We start from the raw sequence: 20,401 nt of genomic DNA on the forward strand, positions 1-20,401 counted from the left end.
TGCCGCTTCGGCCGGCGTACGTGACGCCTCGGCCGTCCGGACTGACGCTTCGGCCGGCGTACGTGACGCCTCGGCCGTCCGGACTGACGCCTCGGCCGACGTACGTGACGCCTCGGCCGCCCAAACTGACGCCTCGGCGCTATTTGGCGGTGAGGGCGAGGGCGGAGGTGACGAGGAAGTCGCGGACCTGGTCGGGGGAGACGGAGCCGACGGTGGGTACGCCGGGGGCGGACTCGGAGACCAGGATGCCGACGCGGGCGAGCTGGAGGGCGCCGAGGCCGGAGGCGTAGAGGGTGTTGGCGAGCAGGTTGGCGTCCTTGACGTGGAGCTCGCCGGAGGCGGCGCCGTCCTCGAAGACCGTGGTGAGGATGGTCAGGCAGCCGTTCATCGCCCGGCCCAGGCGGAACAGGGCGCTCTCGGAGAGCTCGTCGAGCAGGTCGGAGCCGCTGCGGCGCATCAGGGTCTGGGCGCAGTCGACGAAGGCGGGGTGCTCGATCCCGTAGTCGATGAAGGTGCCGACGACGTCGCGGACCACGTCGGTGGGTGCGCTGTCGCCCTCGGTCGCGGTCAGCATCCGCTCGCGGAGCTCGTCGAGGTAGCCGACCAGGGTCAGCGCGAAGATCTCGTCCTTGCCCGTGAAGTGCCGGTAGACGATCGCGCGGTTGATCCCGACCGCCTTGGCGATGTCCTCGATCTGGGCGTCGCTCACGCCGCGCTCGTCGAAGATCCTGCGGGTGGCGGCGACGATGTCTGCCTCGCGGGCGCGGCGCCGGGCCGCGGCGGCCGAGCGGCGGCCGTCGGACTCGGGTCCGGATGGTCGAGTGCTCACGAGCACACTGTACGCGGTGTGCAACTCCGAGTTGCACTCCGAGTGTCGGTCCTCACATCTGCCTAGTGGAGCAACGCCCTCTGTGCCCCCGCGATGTCGTCGGTGGTGACGTAGTCGACCCCCGCCACCGCGGCGCGGAGCACCGACGCAGTGCCGACCGCCGGCCAGGTGCCGACCTCGGCTCCCTGGCGGCGGTAGCGGTCCACGAGGGCGGCATCGAGCAGCCGGGTGTGGAGATGGACCTGGGCGAAGCCGCGGCCGTAGGCGTCGGCGGGGTCGGGCTCGTCCTTGACGGCGACCTTCTCCATCCCGGTCCTCTCGACACCGGGGAAGTCGAAGTGGCTCGCCTCGAAGCTCATGAAGATCGCCTTGTCGCGATGGTGCGTCCGGGAGACCCAGCCGGGACGCAGCGAGACGACCTTGCGATAGAGCGCGCGCATCTCGGTCGCGCTCTCGCCCTTGAGCTCGACCACGAGGCGCACCCGGTGCCCCTCGAGCCTTTCGGCCGCTTCGATGGCATCGAAGGTCTCCTCGATCGTCGGCACCCGGACACCCCGGAACTGCGGGCCCATCCACGAGCCCGCGTCCAGCGACTGCACCTCGGCGAGGGTGAACGCCCGTGGACTCGCCGTCCGGCGCTCGGGGAAGCGGGTCTCGACATCGGTCGTACGCCGGAAGTCGCCGTCGTGCAGCAGCACCCACTCGCCGTCGGCCGTGGGCTGGAAGTCCATCTCGATGAAGTCGGCCCGCTGGCGCACCGCGCTGCGGAACGCATCCAGGGTGTTCTCCGGATAGTTCAGCGAGTCGCCGCGCCAGGCCATGACCCCGACCGGCCTGCTCCCGATCGCGTAGACGGCCGCCGAGGGGCCGGCGAACGCCGGCGCGCCGCGGTGCGCCCGGGCGATGGTCCGGAACCGGGTCTTCGCCACGGCCCGGGTCCTGAAGACGTACGTCGCATGGCCGGTCGCGTCGGTGGTGAGGTCGGCGACCTTCGTCCAGCCCTTGCCGCTGTCGCGCTGGAGGGTGAGCATCCGACCGGGGCGGACCGGTGCGGCGAAGAGAGTGATCCTCACTGCGCTGCCGGCGCGCACCGACCTCGCCACGCTGGTCGTGACGGCCTGCTGCTGCCCGAAGAGCGTACGCGGCGCCGTGACCCGCTCCTTCCAGCCGCGTCCCTCCCGCTTGATGCCGTAGGCGAGGACGCGCCACCGGGTCCGTACGGACGAGTCCTGGGTCACCGTGAAGGCGTAGTCACCGGAGGGTGCGACGGTCTGCTTCTGCGTCATCTTCCAGGCGCCGCCTTGGTAGGTCTGCAGCCGCACCACGCGCCGTACGCTCGGGCCCATCGAGCCGCTCAGCGTGAAGGTCTCGCGGGGGATCGGCCGGGCGACACTCGGGGTCGGGGCCGCCACGGTGACGGCGGAAGCGGGGGCGGGGGAGTCCGGGGCCGGTGCTGAGGCGGCCAGTCCGAGAACCATCACCAGTGCCGCGAGCGGCGTGGTGATTCGGGCGCGAGGGGGCATGCGCAGTGAGGTTAGGGGATCGGTTGGCTGAGCCTTTCACCGGTATCCCTATAGTGTTAAGCGAGAAAGCCTTGCACGGTCGCGATGGTGTCCGCCTCCGCGGCCGTCTTGTCGTCGCGGTAGCGCACCACACGGGCGAACCGCAGCGCGACACCGCCCGGGTAGCGGGTCGAGCGCTGCACGCCGTCGAAGGCGATCTCGACCACCTGCTCGGGTCTGACCTCGACCGCCCAGTCGCTGTGCGGGTCCGCGAGCGCGAGCTCGGAGAAGCGCTCGGTCTGCCAGGCCAGCATCTGGTCGGTCATGCCCTTGAACGTCTTGCCGATCATCACGAACCCGTCGGGTCCGCGAGCGCCGAGGTGGATGTTGGAGAGCCAGCCCTTGCGGCGTCCCGACCCCCACTCGACGCCGAGCACGACCAGGTCGAGGGTATGGACCGGCTTGACCTTGATCCAGCCCGATCCGCGCCGCCCGGCCTCCCACGGAACCTCCAGCCCCTTGACCACGACGCCCTCCTGCCCGCCGGCCAGCGCGCCGGCAGCGAACGCCTCGCCCGCTGCCGGGTCGTCGGTGACCACCCGCGCGATGCGGTGCTCGGCGGGAACCACGGAGTCCAGCAGGGCGAGCCGCTCGGAGAGCGGGCTGCCCAACAGGTCGGCCCCGTCGAGATGGAGTACGTCGAAGAAGAACGGCGCCACGACAGCGGTGGCCTCTCCTCTGGTCGCCGTGCGGGAGGCGGTCTCCTGGAACGGCCGCGGCCGTCTGTCCGGTCCGACCAGCATCGCCTCGCCGTCGAGCACGACCGAGGCGACCGGGAGGCGGCGTACGATCTCGGCGACCTCCGGCAGCCGGGCGGTGATGTCGTCGAGGGTGCGGGTGGCGATCACGACCTCGTCGCCGCGCCGGTGCACCTGGATCCGGATGCCGTCCAGCTTGGTGTCGACCACCGCCGGCCCACCGATCTTCGCCAGCGCCTCCTCGACCGACCCGGCGGAGGAGGCCAGCATCGGCATCACCGGCCGGCCCACCACGAGCCCGACCTCGGCCAGCGCCGCCTCGCCGTCGAAGGCCAGCCCGGCGACCACCACGGTCGAGCCGGCCAGCATCGCGGCGCGGCGCACGGCGGGCAACGGCACCCCGGCAGCGACCGCGAGCGCCTCCTGCACCAGCGAGTCGAGCGCCCCTTGACGTACCTCTCCGGTGACGACTCCTCTTAGCCATACCTGCTCGGCCGTTGTCGCCGCGCCGAAGAGCGCCTCCGCCTCGGCTGCGCGGGCGACCTGTGAGCCAGAGCCTGTCAGGAGCGACATCCGCTCGAACGCCTCGTGCACGTCGCTCACCGTGAGCGACGCATCGGCCACGGGCGGAGGGAGCGTGGTGAGGGAGCGCCACCCCAGCCCCGTACGCCGCTGCAGCAGCGACCCGCCGAGATAGGCCGTCACCACCGGCAGCTCGTTGCGGGTGGCCGCGCCGAGGCACTCCGCCAGCGCGGCGACCTTCGCCTTCCGTGACCGGGTCGCGGCGACGGCGTTCGAGGTGGAGACGATGTCGGCGAGCAGCATGTCTCCAGTGAACATCACAGCACCGACAGCGGCGCACACTTTCTCCGCGCCTACGCCACCACGAACCCCTCGGGGTCGCGCCCGAGCAGGCGAAGTGCGTCGCCCCAGGGGTCCTCGCCGTGCTCGGAGAGCGGTGCGGCGAACACCGGCGTCCCGCCCGGCCTCGCGGCGATCTGCCGGGCCATGTCGAGGACGAAAGCGACGGTGACCTCGGTCGGCCGGTAGGTCTTCCCGAGCGCCGTCGCGACGTCCCAGGCGTGCACGGCGGCGTCGAGCAGCTGCATGCCGAGCGCGACCGTGACGGTCGGCCGGAAGCCGAACTCGACGAGGTGGATCGTCGCCTCCGGGTCGGCGGCGCCGAACGCGCTCCGCACCCGGGTGGCCGAGTCCTGCCATCTCGTGGCGACGTCGTCCGCAGCCACCGGCACCGACTCGTAGGCGGCGACCGGTGCGTCACCGACCGCGACCGCGGCCGCGAAGCCGAGGTTCTGGCCGATCATGTGGCCGAACAGGTCGGCCAGGTCCCAGCCGGCGCAGGGGGTGGGAACGGTCAGATCGGCGGCCGCGGAGGCGAGCTCGGTGGTGTCCTCGAGGGCGCGGTCGTAGGCCGCGAGCATCTCATGAAAAGTAAGCATACGTTGATCGTAAGCACATGTAGACGATATGTCGAACGATTAGGATCCTGCCGTGGATCGACCCGAGCTCGGCTTCCTGCTGTCCCGTCTGATGCGCGAGGTGATGGCCCGCGAGAAGCCGATCCTCGACGCCGCGGGGCTGGAGATGTGGGACTACGCGGTGCTGACCGCGCTGGCCGAGTCGGATGCCCCCACACAGGCCCAGCTCGCCGCGACCACGGGCCGTGACAAGACCCGCCTGATCGGAAACCTGGACCGGCTCGAGGCCCGAGGCATGGTCGAGCGCCAGCCAGACCCGGACGATCGACGCAACAGGATCGTCTCCCTGACCCGGGCAGGGTCCCGGGCCCTCCGCGGCTGCCGCGAGGCCATCGCGGCCATGGAGACCGAACTCCTGAGCGACCTGGACCCGGCCGACCGGGCCGCCTTCGAGCGCGCGCTCACGGCGCTCGCCGGGACCGAACGATGAACGGCTCTCGCCCCCGCGCTCGCCGGCACGTGCTCGCGGCGGCCGGGTGACCTGTCTGACCACGAGCCGGGTCTTTCCCCGGGATAACCTCAGAGCATGAGCGAGCGAGCGGCATGAGCGCGCAGCGGACGGTTCGTCCGGGCTACCCCGTCGGGCTCGCCTCGATGCTGCGGCCGCTGCGGCGTGGGCTGGGCGACCCGACGTACAAGATCCTCGGCGAGGACCACTGGCGAGCCGTCCGTACGCCCCAGGGCCCCGCCACGCTGAGACTGCGCCAGCGGGACGCCGAGGTGGAGTCCGAGGCGTGGGGTGAGGGTGCGGAGTGGGCGCTGGAGCACGTGCCCGGGCTGCTGGGAGCGGGCGACCGCCCCGAGGAGTTCCGCACCGACGACCCCCTGCTCGCGGGCCTGCTGGAGCGTTTCGAGACGCCGCGCTTCGGGCGCACCGACCTGGTGATGGAGGCGCTGGTGCCCTCGATCATCGAGCAGAAGGTGACCAACAACGAGGCGTTCCGCGGCTTCGGCAACCTGGTCAGGCGCTTCGGTGAGGTCGCCCCCGGTCCGGGCGCCGATCACGGGCTGCGCCTGCAGCCGACGCCCGAGACGCTCCGGACGATCCCCAGCTGGGACTGGCTGCGTCTGCCGGTCGATCCGGCCCGGTCCAAGGCCGTCCTCCAGGCTGCCCGGGTCGCGACCGCGGTCGAGCGGACCGTAGGGCTCCCGGGTGAGGAGGTGGAGCGGCGGCTCACCACCATCCCGGGCATCGGGGAGTGGACCGTCGCCGAGGTGCGACAACGCGCCCTCGGCGACCCCGACGCCGTCAGCTTCGGTGACTACCACCTTGCCAAGGACGTCGGGTGGGCGCTGACCAATGCCGCCTGGGATGACGACCGGCTGCGTGATTACCTGGAGCGGTTCCGCCCGCATCGTGGTCGTGTGGTGGCGCTGATCTACCGCGGGGCCGGCAAGCGGCCACGGCGCGGGCCGAAGATGTCGCCGCGGACGCATCTGCCTTCTTGAGTGGGTGATTTACTCCCAAGCCTTCAGAGCAGGGGGCGGAGGGGGGTGAGGACCAGCTCGGTGAACTTGCGGTGGATATCGCGGGCGGCCCACTCGTCGGCGGTCAGCTCGAGCGCGTTGGACTCGTCGCGGGAGAAGATCTCCTCCATCTGCTTGGCGACGTCGCGGTCGAAGATCTCCAGGTTGATCTCGTAGTTGCCGGTCAGCGAGAGCCGGTCGATGTTGGCGGTGCCAACGGTCGACCAGAAGCCGTCGACGGTGGCGGTCTTGGCGTGGATCATCGCGTCCTTGAACCGCAGGATCCGCACACCCGAGCCGAGCAGCTGGGAGAAGTAGCCGCGCGAGATCCAGTCGACGACGATGTGGTTGGACTTCAGCGGCAGCAGGATGCGTACGTCGACCCCGCGCCGTGCCGCGGCCTTGAGCGCGTCCACGAAGTCCTCGTCGGGGACGAAGTAGGCGGTGGTCAGGTAGATGTTGCGGGAGGCCCGGTTGATCGCCTCGAGGTACATCGACCGGATCGGGAACATCCACAACCGGGGCACGTTGCGGTGGAACCGGAGATCGGGCTCCCATGACGGCGCGGTCTCGATGAGCAGCGGTCCCTCCGCGCCGTCGCGGTGGTTCAGCGGGTGCGGTCGCCGCCGGTTGAGGTTCCAGAAGTCGGCGAACGCGCGGCGCAGGTCCCAGACGCCGGGGCCGGTGACGCGCACGTGCGTGTCGCGCCACTCCGTGGCGTACGCGGTCCCGATGTTGTAGCCGCCGACGAACCCGACGGTGTCGTCGACGACCAGGATCTTGCGGTGGTCGCGGCCGTAGCGGGAGAGGTCGAAGAAGCGCCACCCCGCCGCGTACGCGGGATAGCGCAGGACGTGCATACCCTCGGGGAAGCGCTTGAACCGGGAGGGAACCACGAGGTTGGCGAGCTCGTCGTAGATGCAGTAGACATCGACCCCGCGCTCGGTCGCCGAGGCCAGCGCCTGCTTGAACCGCTGGCCGACCTCGTCACCCTTCCAGATGTAGGTCTCGAGGAAGATCTGCTTCTTGGCGCCCTCGATGGCGGCGATCATGTCCTCGTAGAGGTCTTTGCCGAACGTATAGGCGGTGACCGTGCCGTCGCCGACGCTGTTGGTCAACGGTGGCGTCACCGGGAACGGCTTGCCTCTTCGCCCGCGCTTGCCGCGGCTGCGGTAACCGTCGACGAGGCTCATCACGACGGCGAGCGCCACTGGCACGCCGAAGACAACGAGGAGCAGGCGGCGTAGGAACCTCATGACGCCCCCCGGCGACAGTCTCATCACGGTCCCCAATCTAACCGGCCCGGCACAGCGAGACACACCGGTGCGGACTTCTTGCCCCATCGACGGCTCCGGCGCGTGTGATCACGCTCGGGACCAGTATGCGGGGGCCGACCTCCTCCCGCCGTGGCGCAAGGGTGGAGGATCCTGTGATCAGCGTCACCTACCGGCAGGTAAGTCGTTGTACCGAAATACCTCCCACCCTGTTCCCGGGCGTGTCGCGGCGGGTCGTTGCCCTCAGAACTGAAACATGTTCTACTACAGGCTCGAAACGTGAGCCGAGTCACAAGACCACGCGAAAGGTGAAGGATGGCAGTGCAGTTCGCATCGCTGGTCCGAGGTGTCGGCGGGATGGGTCTGATGACCGGAGAGGTGGTGAAGGGCACCTTCACCACCAAGTTCCAGATGAGGGAGTTCCTCGAGCAGGCCTGGTTCATCACCAGCGTCACTCTGCTGCCCGCCGTGCTGGTCTCGATCCCTTTCGGGGCGGTCATCTCGCTGCAGGTCGGCAACCTCGCCGGGCAGCTCGGGGCGCAGTCGTTCGCGGGGGCTACGGCGGTGCTCGCGGTGGTCAGGGAGGCGGCACCGATGGCGGCCGCGCTGATCATCGCCGGTGCCGCCGGGTCGGCGATCTGCTCGGACATGGGATCGCGCAAGATCCGTGAGGAGATCGACGCGATGGAGGTGCTGGGCATCGACCCGGTGATCCGACTGGTGATCCCACGGGTCCTCGCGTGTCTGTTCGTCTCGGTGATGATCAACGGGATCGTGATCGCGACCGGGATCGGTGGCGGCTACTTCTTCACCGTGATCGTCCAGGGCGGCTCGGCCGGTGCGTTCCTGTCGAGCTTCACCGCGCTGGCGAGCCTTCCCGACCTCTACATCTCGATGGTCAAGTCGGCCCTGTTCGGTTTCCTGGCGGCGATCATCGGCGCCTACAACGGCCTCAACGCCCAGGGTGGTCCCAGTGGCGTCGGCCGAGCGGTCAACGAGGCCGTGATCATCGCGTTCATGATGCTGTTCGTCCTCAACTCCATCATGACCGCGGTCTACTTCCAGATCGTTCCTCAGGACGGGTTGTGATCCCCCGGTGTCCAACACGCTCGCCCAGGTGGGCAACCAGATCGTCAAGGAGCAGCGCCAGGCCGTGGAAGGCTACGGCGACCAGCTGCTCTTCTACGTCAAGGCCCTGGCCTGGGCTCCACGCACCATCCGCCGCTACAAGCGGGAGGTGCTCAACATCCTCGCCGAGGTCGCCTTCGGTGCCGGTGGCCTGACGATGATCGCCGGGACCGTCGGCGTGATCGCGTTCATGGCCTTCTTCGCCGGCTCCGAGGTCGGCATCCAGGGCTACGCCAGCCTGAGCCAGATCGGTGTCGCGAAGTTCTCGGCGTTCATCTCGGCCTTCTTCAACACCCGCGAGGTCGCCCCGCTGATCTCCTCGATCGCGCTGGCCGCGACCGTCGGCTGCGGCTACACGGCCCGCTTGGGCGCCATGCGCATCAGCGAGGAGATCGACGCGCTCGAGGCGATGGGCGTGCCGAGCCTTCCCTACCTGGTCACCACCCGGATGATCGCCGGGTTCCTGGCCGTCATCCCGCTCTACATCGTCGCCCTGTGCGCCTCCTACCTCAGCCCGCGGCTGATCACGACGCTGATGTACGGACAGTCGGGCGGGACGTACGACCACTACTTCCTGGCGTTCCTGCCGCCGATCGACATCCTCTACAGCTTCCTCAAGCTGATCATCCTCGCGGTGGCGATCATCCTGATCCATTGCTACTACGGCTACACCGCCTCCGGTGGCCCGGCTGGAGTCGGCATCGCGGTCGGCAAGGCGATCCGTACGTCCATCGTCACCGTCGTCGTCGCGGACTTCTTCCTGAGCTTCGCGATCTGGGGATCGACGACCACGGTCCGGATCACGGGGTGAGCGCCAGATGTTGATGGGCATCCAGCGCGACACCCGCGCCGAGCACGCCAAGCTCTTCGTCTCCGGGATCGCCTTCACGGTCACTCTCGCCCTGCTGATCACGCTCTGCGTGGCGATCTACCAGAAGGCGTTCGTGCAGTTCACGACGGTGAGCGTCGAGGCCGACCGGGCCGGCCTGCAGCTGCCGCGCTACGGCGACGTCCGCATGCACGGCGTCATCGTCGGTCAGGTCCGCGCGATCCGCCAGGACGGCAAGAAGGCCGTCATCGAGCTCGGCCTGGAGCCTGAGCAGGCCGAGCAGATCCCCGCCAACGTCAGCGTCGCGATCAAGCCGACGACGCTGTTCGGGCAGAAGTACGTCGAGTTCGTCGACCCCGAGGGGGAGCGGACCGGCGCACTGAGCGACGGCACCGTGATCCCGGCCGACCGGGTCCGCACCAGCGTCGAGCTCGACGTGATCCTGGCCCGGCTCTTCCCGCTGCTCAAGTCCATCCGTCCCCAGGACCTCAACAGCACCCTGCACGCCCTCGCCACCGCGCTCTCCGGCAACGGGGAGAAGCTCGGCGAGACCATGGTCCAGCTCAACGACTACCTCGAAGAGATGAACGTCCACCTCCCCACACTCGAACGCGATCTCGAAGACATGGCCGACGTCGCCGAGACCTACTCCATGGCCGCCCCCGACCTGGTCAAGGTCCTCGAGAACACCACGACCACCGCCAACACCGTCACCGAGCAGCGTGCCCGCCTCGGCGGCCTGCTCACCTCCGTGACCGGAGTCGCCGACACCTCCAAGAACCTGCTCGCCGAGAACGAGAAGGCGATCAGGTACGAGACCGAGCTGGCGGTGCCGCTGCTCAAGCTGCTCTCCGACTACTCGCCGGAGTACACCTGCCTGCTGCGGGGCCTCGACGACTACACCGAGCTGCTGGCGACCGTCTTCCAGCAGAACCGCGTGCGCCAGACGATGGTCCTCGACGGCACCCAGAAGCCGGCGTACGGCCGCGACGACCGCCCCGAGTGGGGCGAGATCGGCCATGGCCCGTGGTGCGACGGCCTGCCGAACCCGAAGGTGCCTGCCGGCCCGAACGAGCTCGAGAACGGCACCGAGGACGTCCCGTGGGCACCCGGAAACGGGGGTCTGCAGTGAACAAGCGCGATCTGAAGACCACGGTCGCCGGGACCAAGCTGGTCCTCTTCACCGTCCTCTCGATCCTCGTCACCGGCACCCTGGCCTCGATCATGGGCAACGTCGGCTTCGGCGACCGGGTGCCCTACCGTGCCGAGTTCACCACCGCCTCGGGTCTGAGCGAGGGAGACGACGTACGCGTCGCCGGCATCACCGTGGGCGAGGTGCTCTCCGTCGAGATCGAGGGCGGTGACCACGCGATGGTCACCTTCCGGGTCGACGGGACGGTGCCGCTGACCACCGCGAGCGGCGCCCAGGTGCGCTACCTGAACCTCGTCGGCGACCGTTACCTGGCCCTCACCCAGGACGCCGGACAGCAGTCGGGATCGGAGGGCACCCCCTTGCGGCAGGGACAGGCCATCGCGATGGCCAACACCACGCCGGCGCTCGACCTGACCGAGCTCTTCAACGGCTTCCAGCCCCTCTTCCAGGCGCTGCAGCCCAAGGACGTCAACAAGCTCTCCCTCAACCTGATCCGGGTGCTGCAGGGGGAGGGCGGCACGGTCGCGAGCCTCCTCTCCGAGACGGCGGAGCTGACCAGCGCCCTGGCCGAGCGTGACCAGCTGATCGGCGACGTGATCACCAACCTGTCCAAGACGCTCAACACGGTCAACGAGCACCACACCGAGCTGGCCGACCTGATCCAGCAGCTCAGCGGCTGGATGAAGGACCTGGCGCGCGACAAGGAGGCGATCGGCGACTCGATCTCCTCGATCGGCGACCTCACCGACGAGCTGGCCGGGCTGCTCACCGACGTACGCCCGTTCCTCAAGGAGGACATCAAGCAGCTCAAGCGCGTGGTGGACATCCTCAACAAGCCGGGCAACCAGAAGCTGCTCGACAGGACCCTCGAGCGGCTCCCGGAGACCCTCGAGTCGCAGGCGCGGATCGGCAGCTACGGCTCCTGGTACAACTACTACCTCTGCGACCTCGACTTCTCGATCAAGCTGCCCTCGCTCGGTGAGCTGCTCGACAACTCACCGGCCGTCAAGGCGATCCAGAAGCAGCTCGACAATGTGGCGTTCTACAGCCGGGCCGAGAGGTGCAAGCTCTGATGGCACACCACTCCGACACTCAGCTCAAGCGCACCGGCGTGATCACGATCGTCGTGATCGCACTGGCGCTCACCGCTGCGTTCAACCTGCGCAAGCTGCCGTGGTTCGCCGGCACCACCTACCAGGCCGAGTTCTCCGACACCAGCGGCCTGCACGTGGGCAACCGGGTCGAGATCGCCGGCATCCGGGTGGGACGGGTCAGCGACATCGAGATCGAGGGGGCCAAGGTGGTCGTCTCCTTCTCGGTGGACGGCACCGAGATCGGCCACCGCAGCGAGGCGAAGATCGGGGTGCTCAACCTGCTGGGGGAGAAATACCTCGACGTCACCCCGCAGGGCGGCCGGACGCTCGACGCCGGCGAGACGATCCCGCTCGCACGCACCAGCGCCGGCAGCGACATCGTCGGCACCTTCGGCGACCTCGCCGAGACGACCGAGGCGATCGACACCCAGCAGCTGGCCAAGGCGCTGACCACGATGTCGGGCACCCTTGACAAGGCCGGACCCGAGGTGCAGGGCGCCTTCCAGGGCATCGCCGCGCTCTCCCAGACGATCGCCGCCCGTGGCGACGAGCTGGAGTCGCTGCTCCAGGACGCCGAGCAGGTCGTCCAGCTCGTCAACGAGCGCAAGCAGGACATCGTCAGCGTGATGGAGAACGGCGACCAGGTCTTCGCCGAGCTCATCCAACGCCGCCAGGCCATCCACCAGCTGCTCGTCAACGCCACCGCCCTGGCCGAGCAGCTGCAGGCGCTGGTGAAGGAGAACCAGAAGCAGATCGGTCCCGCGCTGGACGCGCTCGAGCAGGCGCTGAAGTTCCTCAACGCCCGCGACGAGGACCTGACCAAGACCATCCAGAACTACGGGCCGTACGCGTCGATCCTGATCAACATCATCGGCACCGGCCCCTGGTTCGACGCCTACCTCGCCAACCTGACCGGCATCGTGAGCGGCGAGTTCGTGCCCGGACGACGACCAGGGATCGTGGAATGACAAAGAACTTCTGGGGCCGAAAGTGGGCCGCGCTGCCCATCGCGCTGGTGCTGATGTGCGGGCTGTTGCTCGTCTCCGAGGTGGCCGCGCCCGACACCAAGCTGGTCACCGCCAGCTTCCCGCAGGCGGTGAGCATCTACGAGGGCTCCGACGTGGTCATCATGGGGGTCAAGGTCGGCAAGGTCGCCTCGCTGGAGCCGAAGGGCGACCACGTCGACGCGGTGATCGAGTACGAGAGCGACTACAAGCTGCCCAAGGACGTGAAGGCGGCCATCGTCACCCCGACCCTGGTCGCGGACCGGTTCGTGCAGCTGACGCCGGCCTACACCGGTGGACCGACGATGGCAGACGGCGGGGAGATCCCGATCGAGCGCACCGCGGTGCCGGTCGAGCTCGACCGGATCTATGCGAGCCTGTCCGAGCTGACCACGGCCCTCGGGCCCAACGGTGCCAACAAGAACGGTGCGCTGAGCGACGTCCTGCGGGAGGGCGCCGACGCACTGGAGGGCAACGGCAAGATCGGTAACCAGGCGATCGCCGACATGTCCGAGGCGGCCCAGGTGCTCGGCGGCAACTCCGAGCAGCTCTTCAGCACCCTCTCCCAGCTCTCCGAGGTCACCAGGACGCTGGCCCGCAACGACGACACGACCGAGAAGTTCCTGACCGACCTCTCGGACGTCTCCACGCAGCTGGCCGGGGAGAGCGACGAGCTCGACCAGGCGCTGGTCGCGATCGCGCAGGCGGTCAAGGTGACCAAGTCCTTCGTGGAGGACAACCGCGACGCCTTGGTCGGCGACGTCAAGCAGCTCAACAAGACGCTCAACATCCTGGCCAAGGAGAAGGAGACGCTCGGCACCGTCATCGACCTGGCGCCGCTCGGGATCGGCAACCTGGCCGAGTCCTTCGACCCCGCGTCCGGATCGGTCGGCTTCCGGCTGCAGGTCGGTCCGATCGGCTCCGACCTCTCCAACATCCTCTGCATGGTCGTCGAGAACGACCAGATCCCGGGGGCCAAGGAGATCTGCGCACTGTTCAAGGCGCTGCTACCCAGCGGGGTCACCTCGGGGGTCGGCGGTGCGCTCACCGATGCCGCCGCTCCCACCGACCGGGATACCGCCACCGGGCTGCCGATCGAGACCCCGACAGGGAACTCCGGAGACAAGGCCAAGAAACCCGAGGTCGAGCCCGAGGTGGTCACCGAGGGCGGGATCGGAGCACTCTCGGGGTCGCTCCAGGACCTGATGTCAGGAGGCAAGAAATGAGGCGCGCATGGGCAGCCCTGGCGATGCTCGGCGTGGTCGCCGTGGCGAGCGGGTGCGGCGTACAGGCCTATGACCTGCCGCTCCCCGGCAAGGAGGTCGGCGAGGGCGAGGGCTACGTGGTCGTCGCTGAGTTCAACGACGTCGTCGACGTGGTGCCGCGCACCAAGGTGATGGCCAACGACGTCCCGGTCGGCCAGGTCGACAAGGTGGAGCGCGAGGGCTGGCACGCGAAGGTCACCATGACCCTTCGCAAGAACATCGAGCTTCCGGCCGACGCGCTGGCCAACGTACGCCAGACCAGCCTGCTCGGGGAGAAGTACATCGCCCTGGTGGCACCCGAGGGTTCCACGATCGCGAGTGCCGGGAAGCTGGGCGACGGCGCCACCATCGGGCTCGAGCGCACCAACCGCAACCCCGAGGTCGAGGAGGTGCTCGGCGCGCTCTCCTTCCTGCTGGCCGGCGGCGGAGTCGGGCAGCTGAAGACGATCAGCGACGAGCTCAACACCATGATGGACGGGCGCACCGGCGACATGCGGGCGCTGCTGGGCAACCTGGAGACCACGGTCGCCTCGCTCAACCAGCAGAAGGGCTCCATCATCAAGGCGATGGAGCAGGTCGACCGGTTGACCCGCACACTCAACAAGGAGTCCGCGAAGATCGAGGCGGCGATCGATTCCTTCGGACCCGCCCTCGAGGTGCTGCGCCAGCAGCACGCCGACCTGTTGAAGATGATGAAGTCGCTCGACCGCCTCGGTGTCGTGGCGACCCGGGTGATCAACCAGAGCGGCGCCAACCTGACCACGGCGCTCGACGAGCTGGCGCCGACGCTGCGCGAGCTCGCCGACGCCGGCGACTCGCTGCCCCGCGGCCTGATGATGGCGGCGAGCTTCCCGTTCCCCGAGAATGCCTCGGGGCTGGCGATGGGCGACTACTCCAACGCGCTGTTCCACATGGACCTCGACCTCAACAAGCTGGTCGGCAGCCTCACCAACGGCGAGTCCACCGGCATCCTGCCGCAGGTCCTCCAGATCTGTCTCTCCTACTCGAAGGGGTGCGCGGCGATCCAGCCCCTGGCCAAGTCGCTGTGCGACCTGACCAACCTCAATCTGGTGTGCTCGGTGGTCGGCAAGGAGGACACGCCGCTGAAGAAGGGCGAGAAGATGCCGAAGATCCCGGACGTCTCCGACCTGCTGCCCAAGAGCTCGACCTCGACCAAGACGCCGGGGCTCAACGACCTGGTGCCGGAGATAGCCGAGGGCCTCTCGAGTCCGACGGACACCGAGTCGCCCACGGCCGAGCCGACGACCGGAGGCCTGCTCGGCCTCCTCGGACTGCTGGGAGGCGGCAGCTGATGACACGGAGCGTCCGCAACAAGCTGGTCATCTTCCTCATCCTCGCCGCGGTCGGGATCTTCTACGTCTCGGCGGCCTACCTCGGCGTCGTCGACCGGGTCCTGGGCCGCCACGTGGACGTGTCGGTCGATCTGCCGGCCTCCGGCGGCCTCTACGAGGGCAGCGAGGTGAACTACCGCGGTATCGGCATCGGCCGGGTGGCCTCGATGACCGTCACCGAGGAGGGCGTACGCGCCGAGCTGGAGCTCGATCCGGGCACCGAGGTGCCGCGCGACGCCGAGGTGGAGGTCCACAACCTCTCGGCGGTGGGGGAGCAGTACATCAACTTCATCCCCGACTCCGCCTCCGGCCCCTACCTCGCCGAGGGCGACGTCGTGACCGCCGGTCCGGAGTCGATGCCCGGCACCACCGACGAGCTGCTCACCGAGCTCAACAGCTTCACCACCTCGATCAACGGCGAGGATCTGAGCACCGTCGTCGCCGAGCTCGGCACGCTGTTCCGCGGCAACGCCGAGAACCTGCGTACGTTGCTCGACTCGGGCTCCACGCTGGTCGATGAGGCCTCGGCGCACCAGAAGGAGACGATCCGTCTCCTCAACACCAGCCAGACCGTGCTCCAGACGCAGAAGGACCACAGCGGAGACATCCGCGAGTTCGCCAAGGGGCTCGAGGAGGTCACCGCGACCCTCGACAAGCGTGATCCGGAGCTGCGCGAGATCCTGCAGGGCGGCGAGGCGACCGCGGTGCAGGTGCAGTCGCTGCTCGACGGGCTGCAGCCGCTGCTGCCCGTCTTCCTGGCCAACCTCAGCACGGTCAACGAGGTGCTCACCGCCCGGCTGCCGGCGATCGAGCAGACCCTGGTGACCTTCCCGCGGGTCGTGGCCACCGGGTGGACCGGCTCGCCGGGTGACGGCTACGGTCACCTGTCGATGGGCTTCGTCTACACCACACCGCCATGCCAGAAGGGCTACAAGCCCGCCGACCAGTGGATCCCCGGCACCGTGATGGAGGACCAGCCGCTCTACCCGGCCAAGTGCACCGACGAACGTGCCCAGCCCGGCTACGAGGGCAACAACCCGATCATGCAGCGGGGTGTCAACATGGTGCCCGAGCCCGAGGGCGTGGGGAAGTACGTCACGACCTACGACCCGAAGACCGGGCGCACCAAGCTTCCCGATGGAAAGACGGTCACGATGTCCACCCCGACCGAAGACGGAGGCCTTGTCTCCGCCCTGTCCGACGACTCCTGGCGATCGATGATCCTGGGGGAGGAGTGAGCCAGATGCCATCCGACAACTCCCTCGACGTCAAGCTCTCCCTGGCCAGACTGGGGCGGGTCAACACCGTCCTCGCGGCGGTGGTGGTGGTCCTGGTCGTGCTGGCGGCCGCCGTCTTCATCGGTGGCGCCCGGGTGCTTCCCTGGACGACGCCCGCCGAGGCCGCAGCCGCCGACTACGACGAGGTGAAGGCGGTCGCCGAGGACGGCGTGATCGCCTTCCTCGACGTCGACTACCGCGACATGGACCCACGGATCCAGGCGGTCAAGGAGATCTCGACCGGCACCTTCGGCAAGGAGTACACCGCCATCGCCGAGCAGATCCGGCAGGCCGCGATCCCCGCCCAGACCGTCTCCAAGGGCAAGGTCAAGCAGGTCGGCATCCGCGCGATCGGGTCGAAGAAGGCGGTCGTGCTGGTGGCCGTGGACTCGGTCGTCACCAGCAGCCAGACCGCTGAGCTGAAGAAGAGCGACACCTGCCCCTACGACGGCGCGCGCTGCTCGAAGTACCGGTTCAAGGTGTCGCTGGACAAGACGAAGGACGGATGGCGCATGTCCGACCTGGCAGGAGTCAACTGATGACAGGCGTACGAGCGAACGGATCGGTCTCCACCGGCCAGAAGGAGTGCCCCTTCTGCGCGGAGACGATCAAGGCCGCCGCGATCAAGTGCCGTTACTGCGGCTCCGACCTGCTGCCTCCGGCCGAGGAGCAGGACAAGGACGTACGTGACGAGGCGGCCGCTCCGGAGGACGGCGCCGTCGGCGCCGCTGAGCCCGAGGACGCTGAGACCGAGGACGCTGAAACCGACGGCTCCGAGACCGAGGAAGAGTCTCAAGCTGAGGATGAGGGTGAGTCTGAGACCGAGGCGCGTGCCGGGTTCGCCGAGCGGTGGCTGGGCGACGGCAGCCGGGTGCTGACGGCCGTTCTCGGCGTACTCGTCCTGGTGGCCGGCGGCGTGCTCTGGCTGGCCATCGACCTGGCCTCGAACGACGACGTGGCGCCGAGCGGCGAGCTGACCGCGGCCGGGTCCCGGGCGGCGATCATGGAGCACTCGATCGGGCTGACCCAGACGGTGATGTCCTACCAGGCGGCCAGCGCGGAGAAGGACATCGCGGCGGCGAAGAAGCTGATGACGCCGGCGATGCAGAAGGACTACGAGAAGACGCTGCCGGGCGAGGACAAGCGCAAGGAGCAGGCCGATCTCGGCATCAAGGTCGACGCCGAGGTGGCGCCGCTCTCCGAGGAGGGCGCGAAGGCCGCCGAGGAGGGCAAGGCCTGCGTCGACGAGGACTGTGCCGCCTCCATCATCTCGGCCACCGAGGATTCCGCGGAGGTGCTGCTCTTCGTCAACCAGAGCGCGACCGCGCCCAAGACGAAGAACACCGTGGTCAGCCCGACCTGGGAGGTGCTGACGCTGGTCAAGGACGACGGCGGCTGGTTGATCTCCGAGATGACGGCCGCCTCCTAGTCCGCGACCCAGGTCTCATGATGAGGTTGTTCCCAGGGACATTCCTGTCCCTGCTATGGTAGAACGTGTTCTAGTTTCACTGCTCGAGGAGGGCACATGGCCGGCTCCCGCCAGTCCGTACAGCTGACCGACGCCGAGATCGAGGACTTCCTCGGCTCGCAGATGAAGGTGCAGGTCGCGACCGTCGGTGCCGACGGTGCGCCGCATCTGACCACGCTGTTCTACGTGCTCGACGAGGGCAAGATCGCCTTCTGGACGTACGGGTCCTCCCAGAAGGTCCGCAACCTGCGGCGCGACCCGCGGGTCACCTGCCTGGTGGAGGACGGCGTGGACTACTTCGAGCTGCGTGGGGTGAGCATCACCGGGACGGCGAGGCTCGTCGAGGACTACGACGAGATCAAGGGCATCGGGTCGCGGGTGATGACCCGGATGGCCGGTGGAGCCGACTTGGGGGAGCTCGGCGAGGACCTGGTCTCGAAGCAGGCGCACAAGCGCGTCGGCATCGTCATCGAGCCCGACAAGGTCGCCAGCTGGGACCACCGCAAGCTGGGCGCGCTGCCCGGCCAAGGCTGAGCTCAACGACGGCGAAGGACAAAGGAGACCGACATGGCAAAGGTGATCGCGGACTTCGACCTGTGCGAGTCCAACGGGATGTGCGAGGCGTTCGCTCCCGACGTGTTCGAGATCGATGACGACGACTTCCTGCAGATCGAGGACCCGACGGTGACCGACGAGAACCGCGACCGCGTCGAGCAGGCCGTGGCCGGCTGCCCCAAGGCGGCCCTGAGGATCGAGGAGTAGCACCACGTGAGCATCGACTTGGATGGCAAGCGGGCGATCGTCACGGGCGCCGGAGCGGGTCTCGGGCGTGCCGAGGCCGTCGCCCTGGCCCGGGCCGGGGCCCGGGTGGTGCTCAACGACCTGCCTGGTGCGGCGGAGGAGGCGGCCGAGGAGATCCGCGGCTTCGGCGGCGAGGCGGTGATCGCGGCCGGCGACGTGAGCGAGCGCGCCACCGCCGACGCGATGCTCGCCGCGGCCGTCGACGGCTTCGGCGGGCTCGACATCGTGGTCAACAACGCGGGCATCACCCGCGACAAGATGCTCTTCAACATGTCGGACGAGGAGTTCGACCTCGTCGTACGCATCCACCTCCGTGGCCACTTCCTGCTGACCCGCAATGCCTCGGCGCACTGGCGCTCGGTGGCGAAGTCGACGGGCGCACCGGTGGACGCCGCGGTGGTGAACACCTCCTCGGAGGCGTTCCTGTCCGGGCCTCCCGGACAGGCCAACTACGGCGCCGCGAAGGCCGGGATCACCGCGCTGACGATGTCGACGGCGCGCTCGATGGGCCGTTCCGGCGTACGCGCCAACGCGATCTGCCCGCGGGCCGCGACCGCGATGACCGAGGGTGTGCTCACGGGTGACTCCTACGGCGCCGAGCACGTGGCGCCGCTGGTCACCTACCTCGCCTCGCCGGCCGCCGCCGCGATCACCGGGCAGGTCTTCGTCGTCTACGGCGGGATGATCGCCGTCCTCGCGCCACCCACGGTGGCCGAGCGCTTCGACAACGCGGCCTGGGACATGGACTCGCTCGACAAGCAGGTCGGCGGCTGGTTCGCCGACCGCGACCCCGAGGCCGGCTTCTCGGCCGACTCGATCATGCAGCTCAAGCTGAAGGACGACAAGGAGCAGTGATGGCACGTCTCGCGGGCAAGATCGCGATCGTCACCGGTGGCGCGCAGGGCCAGGGGGCCGCGATAGCGCGCGCCTTCGTGGCGGAGGGTGCCAAGGTCGTCATCGCCGACGTGGCCGACGAGCCAGGGAAGCTCCTCGCCGAGGAGCTGGGTGAGGCGGCGCTCTTCGTGCACCACGACGTGAGCTCGGAGGAGTCTTGGACCGCGCTGGTGGCCGAGACCGCCGAGGCGTACGGCCCGGTCAACGTCCTCGCCAACAACGCCGGCATCCTGCGCTTCGGCGAGATCCTGACCCAGCCGGTCGAGGAGTTCGAGCTGCTGTGGCGGGTCAACACCCTCGGCTGCTTCCTCGGGATACGCTCGGTGATCACGACGATGAAGGAGAACGGTGGCGGCTCGATCATCAACGCCTCCTCGATCGAGGGCCTGGCGGGGATGGCGTTCGTGGCCGGCTACACCTCCACCAAGTTCGCCATCCGCGGCATGACCAAGGCCGCCGCCCTCGAGCTCGGCCCCAGCGGCATCCGGGTCAACTCGGTCCACCCCGGCATGATCGACACCTCGATGACCCGCGGCGTCGGCGCCGATGACGCCGCCATGGAGTTCGGTGCCTCGAAGGTCGCCCTCAAGCGCGTCGGCCACCCGGCCGACATCGCGCCCCTCTACGTCTACCTGGCCTCCGACGAGTCCGGCTTCGTCACCGGCGCCGAGATCGCCATCGACGGCGGCGCCACCGCCACCCACGCCTTCGGCGGCTGACCGCGGCCGAGGCGTCACCCGCGCCGGCCGAGGCGTCACGTACGTCGGCCGAGATGTCACCACGGGGATATCTCGCCCGACGGGGGTG

General features: G+C 68.8%; 21 protein-coding genes. 16 read left to right on the top strand and 5 right to left on the bottom strand.

Going from position 1 to position 20,401, the window contains the following annotated elements; translation table 11 throughout:
• Window positions 1-139 precede the first annotated feature (139 nt).
• From ACFV9G_RS23505 to ACFV9G_RS23520, 4 genes are all read right to left on the bottom strand, one after another.
• Entirely contained in the window at window positions 140-829 is a 690-nt protein-coding gene (locus tag ACFV9G_RS23505; protein ID WP_378730479.1) for a TetR/AcrR family transcriptional regulator, read from the bottom strand.
• Between the two features lie 62 nt (window positions 830-891).
• Complete coding sequence (locus tag ACFV9G_RS23510; RefSeq protein WP_378730481.1) at window positions 892-2,352, bottom strand: glycerophosphodiester phosphodiesterase; 1,461 nt, start codon at window positions 2,350-2,352, stop codon at window positions 892-894.
• A 56-nt stretch (window positions 2,353-2,408) separates the two neighbouring features.
• Complete coding sequence (locus tag ACFV9G_RS23515) at window positions 2,409-3,929, bottom strand: ATP-dependent DNA ligase (protein WP_378730483.1); 1,521 nt, start codon at window positions 3,927-3,929, stop codon at window positions 2,409-2,411.
• A gap of 35 nt (window positions 3,930-3,964) precedes the next feature.
• The gene (locus ACFV9G_RS23520) at window positions 3,965-4,549 is read right to left on the bottom strand and encodes a TIGR03086 family metal-binding protein (RefSeq protein WP_378730485.1); all 585 of its coding nucleotides are present in this window, start codon (window positions 4,547-4,549) and stop codon (window positions 3,965-3,967) included.
• Window positions 4,550-4,601: 52 nt separating this feature from the next.
• Between ACFV9G_RS23520 and ACFV9G_RS23525 the strand changes: the two genes are divergently transcribed.
• Window positions 4,602-5,018 carry a MarR family winged helix-turn-helix transcriptional regulator gene (locus ACFV9G_RS23525; protein WP_378730487.1) on the top strand — a complete coding sequence of 139 codons (417 nt, stop codon included), beginning with the start codon at window positions 4,602-4,604 and terminating at the stop codon, window positions 5,016-5,018.
• A 113-nt stretch (window positions 5,019-5,131) separates the two neighbouring features.
• Complete coding sequence (locus ACFV9G_RS23530) at window positions 5,132-6,037, top strand: DNA-3-methyladenine glycosylase family protein (RefSeq protein ID WP_378730489.1); 906 nt, start codon at window positions 5,132-5,134, stop codon at window positions 6,035-6,037.
• Window positions 6,038-6,060: 23 nt separating this feature from the next.
• Here ACFV9G_RS23530 and ACFV9G_RS23535 read toward each other — a convergent pair whose 3' ends face one another.
• Complete coding sequence (locus tag ACFV9G_RS23535) at window positions 6,061-7,311, bottom strand: phosphatidylserine/phosphatidylglycerophosphate/cardiolipin synthase family protein (protein WP_378730491.1); 1,251 nt, start codon at window positions 7,309-7,311, stop codon at window positions 6,061-6,063.
• 375 nt (window positions 7,312-7,686) lie between these two features.
• On the opposite strand from ACFV9G_RS23535, the gene ACFV9G_RS23540 reads away from it, so the two are divergent.
• From ACFV9G_RS23540 to ACFV9G_RS23605, 14 genes are all read left to right on the top strand, one after another.
• A complete protein-coding gene (locus tag ACFV9G_RS23540; protein WP_305367616.1) occupies window positions 7,687-8,418 on the top strand; it encodes an ABC transporter permease in 732 nt (243 codons plus the stop codon).
• 7 nt (window positions 8,419-8,425) lie between these two features.
• Window positions 8,426-9,268 carry an ABC transporter permease gene (locus ACFV9G_RS23545; protein ID WP_091041523.1) on the top strand — a complete coding sequence of 281 codons (843 nt, stop codon included), beginning with the start codon at window positions 8,426-8,428 and terminating at the stop codon, window positions 9,266-9,268.
• A 7-nt stretch (window positions 9,269-9,275) separates the two neighbouring features.
• Window positions 9,276-10,418: an MCE family protein gene (locus ACFV9G_RS23550; RefSeq protein WP_378730493.1), complete on the top strand. Its 1,143-nt coding sequence runs from the start codon at window positions 9,276-9,278 to the stop codon at window positions 10,416-10,418.
• Window positions 10,415-11,512 carry an MCE family protein gene (locus ACFV9G_RS23555; protein WP_378730495.1) on the top strand — a complete coding sequence of 366 codons (1,098 nt, stop codon included), beginning with the start codon at window positions 10,415-10,417 and terminating at the stop codon, window positions 11,510-11,512. The genes ACFV9G_RS23550 and ACFV9G_RS23555 overlap by 4 nt, the downstream gene beginning before the upstream one ends.
• Complete coding sequence (locus ACFV9G_RS23560; protein WP_378730497.1) at window positions 11,512-12,501, top strand: MCE family protein; 990 nt, start codon at window positions 11,512-11,514, stop codon at window positions 12,499-12,501. Before ACFV9G_RS23555 ends, ACFV9G_RS23560 begins: the two co-directional genes overlap by 1 nt.
• Window positions 12,498-13,763 carry an MCE family protein gene (locus ACFV9G_RS23565; protein ID WP_378730499.1) on the top strand — a complete coding sequence of 422 codons (1,266 nt, stop codon included), beginning with the start codon at window positions 12,498-12,500 and terminating at the stop codon, window positions 13,761-13,763. Before ACFV9G_RS23560 ends, ACFV9G_RS23565 begins: the two co-directional genes overlap by 4 nt.
• Entirely contained in the window at window positions 13,760-15,115 is a 1,356-nt protein-coding gene (locus ACFV9G_RS23570; protein ID WP_378730501.1) for an MCE family protein, read from the top strand. The genes ACFV9G_RS23565 and ACFV9G_RS23570 overlap by 4 nt, the downstream gene beginning before the upstream one ends.
• Window positions 15,115-16,392 carry an MCE family protein gene (locus ACFV9G_RS23575; RefSeq protein WP_378730503.1) on the top strand — a complete coding sequence of 426 codons (1,278 nt, stop codon included), beginning with the start codon at window positions 15,115-15,117 and terminating at the stop codon, window positions 16,390-16,392. Before ACFV9G_RS23570 ends, ACFV9G_RS23575 begins: the two co-directional genes overlap by 1 nt.
• A 5-nt stretch (window positions 16,393-16,397) precedes the next feature.
• Window positions 16,398-16,970, top strand: a complete 573-nt coding sequence (locus ACFV9G_RS23580; RefSeq protein ID WP_378730504.1) for a hypothetical protein — start codon at window positions 16,398-16,400, stop codon at window positions 16,968-16,970.
• Window positions 16,970-17,860 (top strand): hypothetical protein, encoded by an 891-nt coding sequence (locus ACFV9G_RS23585; RefSeq protein WP_378730506.1) that lies wholly within the window; start codon window positions 16,970-16,972, stop codon window positions 17,858-17,860. Before ACFV9G_RS23580 ends, ACFV9G_RS23585 begins: the two co-directional genes overlap by 1 nt.
• Window positions 17,861-17,956: 96 nt before the next feature.
• Window positions 17,957-18,433, top strand: a complete 477-nt coding sequence (locus ACFV9G_RS23590) for a pyridoxamine 5'-phosphate oxidase family protein (protein ID WP_378730508.1) — start codon at window positions 17,957-17,959, stop codon at window positions 18,431-18,433.
• A gap of 33 nt (window positions 18,434-18,466) precedes the next feature.
• A complete protein-coding gene (locus ACFV9G_RS23595) occupies window positions 18,467-18,661 on the top strand; it encodes a ferredoxin (RefSeq protein WP_378730510.1) in 195 nt (64 codons plus the stop codon).
• A gap of 6 nt (window positions 18,662-18,667) precedes the next feature.
• Complete coding sequence (locus ACFV9G_RS23600; protein ID WP_378730512.1) at window positions 18,668-19,555, top strand: SDR family oxidoreductase; 888 nt, start codon at window positions 18,668-18,670, stop codon at window positions 19,553-19,555.
• The gene (locus ACFV9G_RS23605; RefSeq protein ID WP_378730515.1) at window positions 19,555-20,313 is read left to right on the top strand and encodes a glucose 1-dehydrogenase; all 759 of its coding nucleotides are present in this window, start codon (window positions 19,555-19,557) and stop codon (window positions 20,311-20,313) included. Before ACFV9G_RS23600 ends, ACFV9G_RS23605 begins: the two co-directional genes overlap by 1 nt.
• Window positions 20,314-20,401: the final 88 nt, after the last annotated feature.

The organism is Nocardioides sp. NPDC059952 (assembly GCF_042730435.1).
Taxonomy (GTDB): Bacteria; Actinomycetota; Actinomycetes; order Propionibacteriales; family Nocardioidaceae; genus Nocardioides.

Bases quoted from the DNA above. Each gene is read 5' to 3' on its own strand.
- ACFV9G_RS23580 (WP_378730504.1), top strand. From the start codon at position 16,398: ATGCCATCCGACAACTCCCTCGACGTCAAGCTCTCCCTGGCCAGACTG.
- ACFV9G_RS23590 (WP_378730508.1), top strand. From the start codon at position 17,957: ATGGCCGGCTCCCGCCAGTCCGTACAGCTGACCGACGCCGAGATCGAG.
- ACFV9G_RS23570 (WP_378730501.1), top strand. From the start codon at position 13,760: ATGAGGCGCGCATGGGCAGCCCTGGCGATGCTCGGCGTGGTCGCCGTG.
- ACFV9G_RS23520 (WP_378730485.1), bottom strand. From the start codon at position 4,549: ATGCTTACTTTTCATGAGATGCTCGCGGCCTACGACCGCGCCCTCGAG.
- ACFV9G_RS23565 (WP_378730499.1), top strand. From the start codon at position 12,498: ATGACAAAGAACTTCTGGGGCCGAAAGTGGGCCGCGCTGCCCATCGCG.
- ACFV9G_RS23535 (WP_378730491.1), bottom strand. From the start codon at position 7,311: ATGAGGTTCCTACGCCGCCTGCTCCTCGTTGTCTTCGGCGTGCCAGTG.
- ACFV9G_RS23550 (WP_378730493.1), top strand. From the start codon at position 9,276: ATGTTGATGGGCATCCAGCGCGACACCCGCGCCGAGCACGCCAAGCTC.
- ACFV9G_RS23605 (WP_378730515.1), top strand. From the start codon at position 19,555: ATGGCACGTCTCGCGGGCAAGATCGCGATCGTCACCGGTGGCGCGCAG.
- ACFV9G_RS23560 (WP_378730497.1), top strand. From the start codon at position 11,512: ATGGCACACCACTCCGACACTCAGCTCAAGCGCACCGGCGTGATCACG.
- ACFV9G_RS23585 (WP_378730506.1), top strand. From the start codon at position 16,970: ATGACAGGCGTACGAGCGAACGGATCGGTCTCCACCGGCCAGAAGGAG.
- ACFV9G_RS23595 (WP_378730510.1), top strand. From the start codon at position 18,467: ATGGCAAAGGTGATCGCGGACTTCGACCTGTGCGAGTCCAACGGGATG.
- ACFV9G_RS23530 (WP_378730489.1), top strand. From the start codon at position 5,132: ATGAGCGCGCAGCGGACGGTTCGTCCGGGCTACCCCGTCGGGCTCGCC.
- ACFV9G_RS23575 (WP_378730503.1), top strand. From the start codon at position 15,115: ATGACACGGAGCGTCCGCAACAAGCTGGTCATCTTCCTCATCCTCGCC.
- ACFV9G_RS23510 (WP_378730481.1), bottom strand. From the start codon at position 2,352: ATGCCCCCTCGCGCCCGAATCACCACGCCGCTCGCGGCACTGGTGATG.
- ACFV9G_RS23515 (WP_378730483.1), bottom strand. From the start codon at position 3,929: ATGTTCACTGGAGACATGCTGCTCGCCGACATCGTCTCCACCTCGAAC.
- ACFV9G_RS23540 (WP_305367616.1), top strand. From the start codon at position 7,687: ATGGGTCTGATGACCGGAGAGGTGGTGAAGGGCACCTTCACCACCAAG.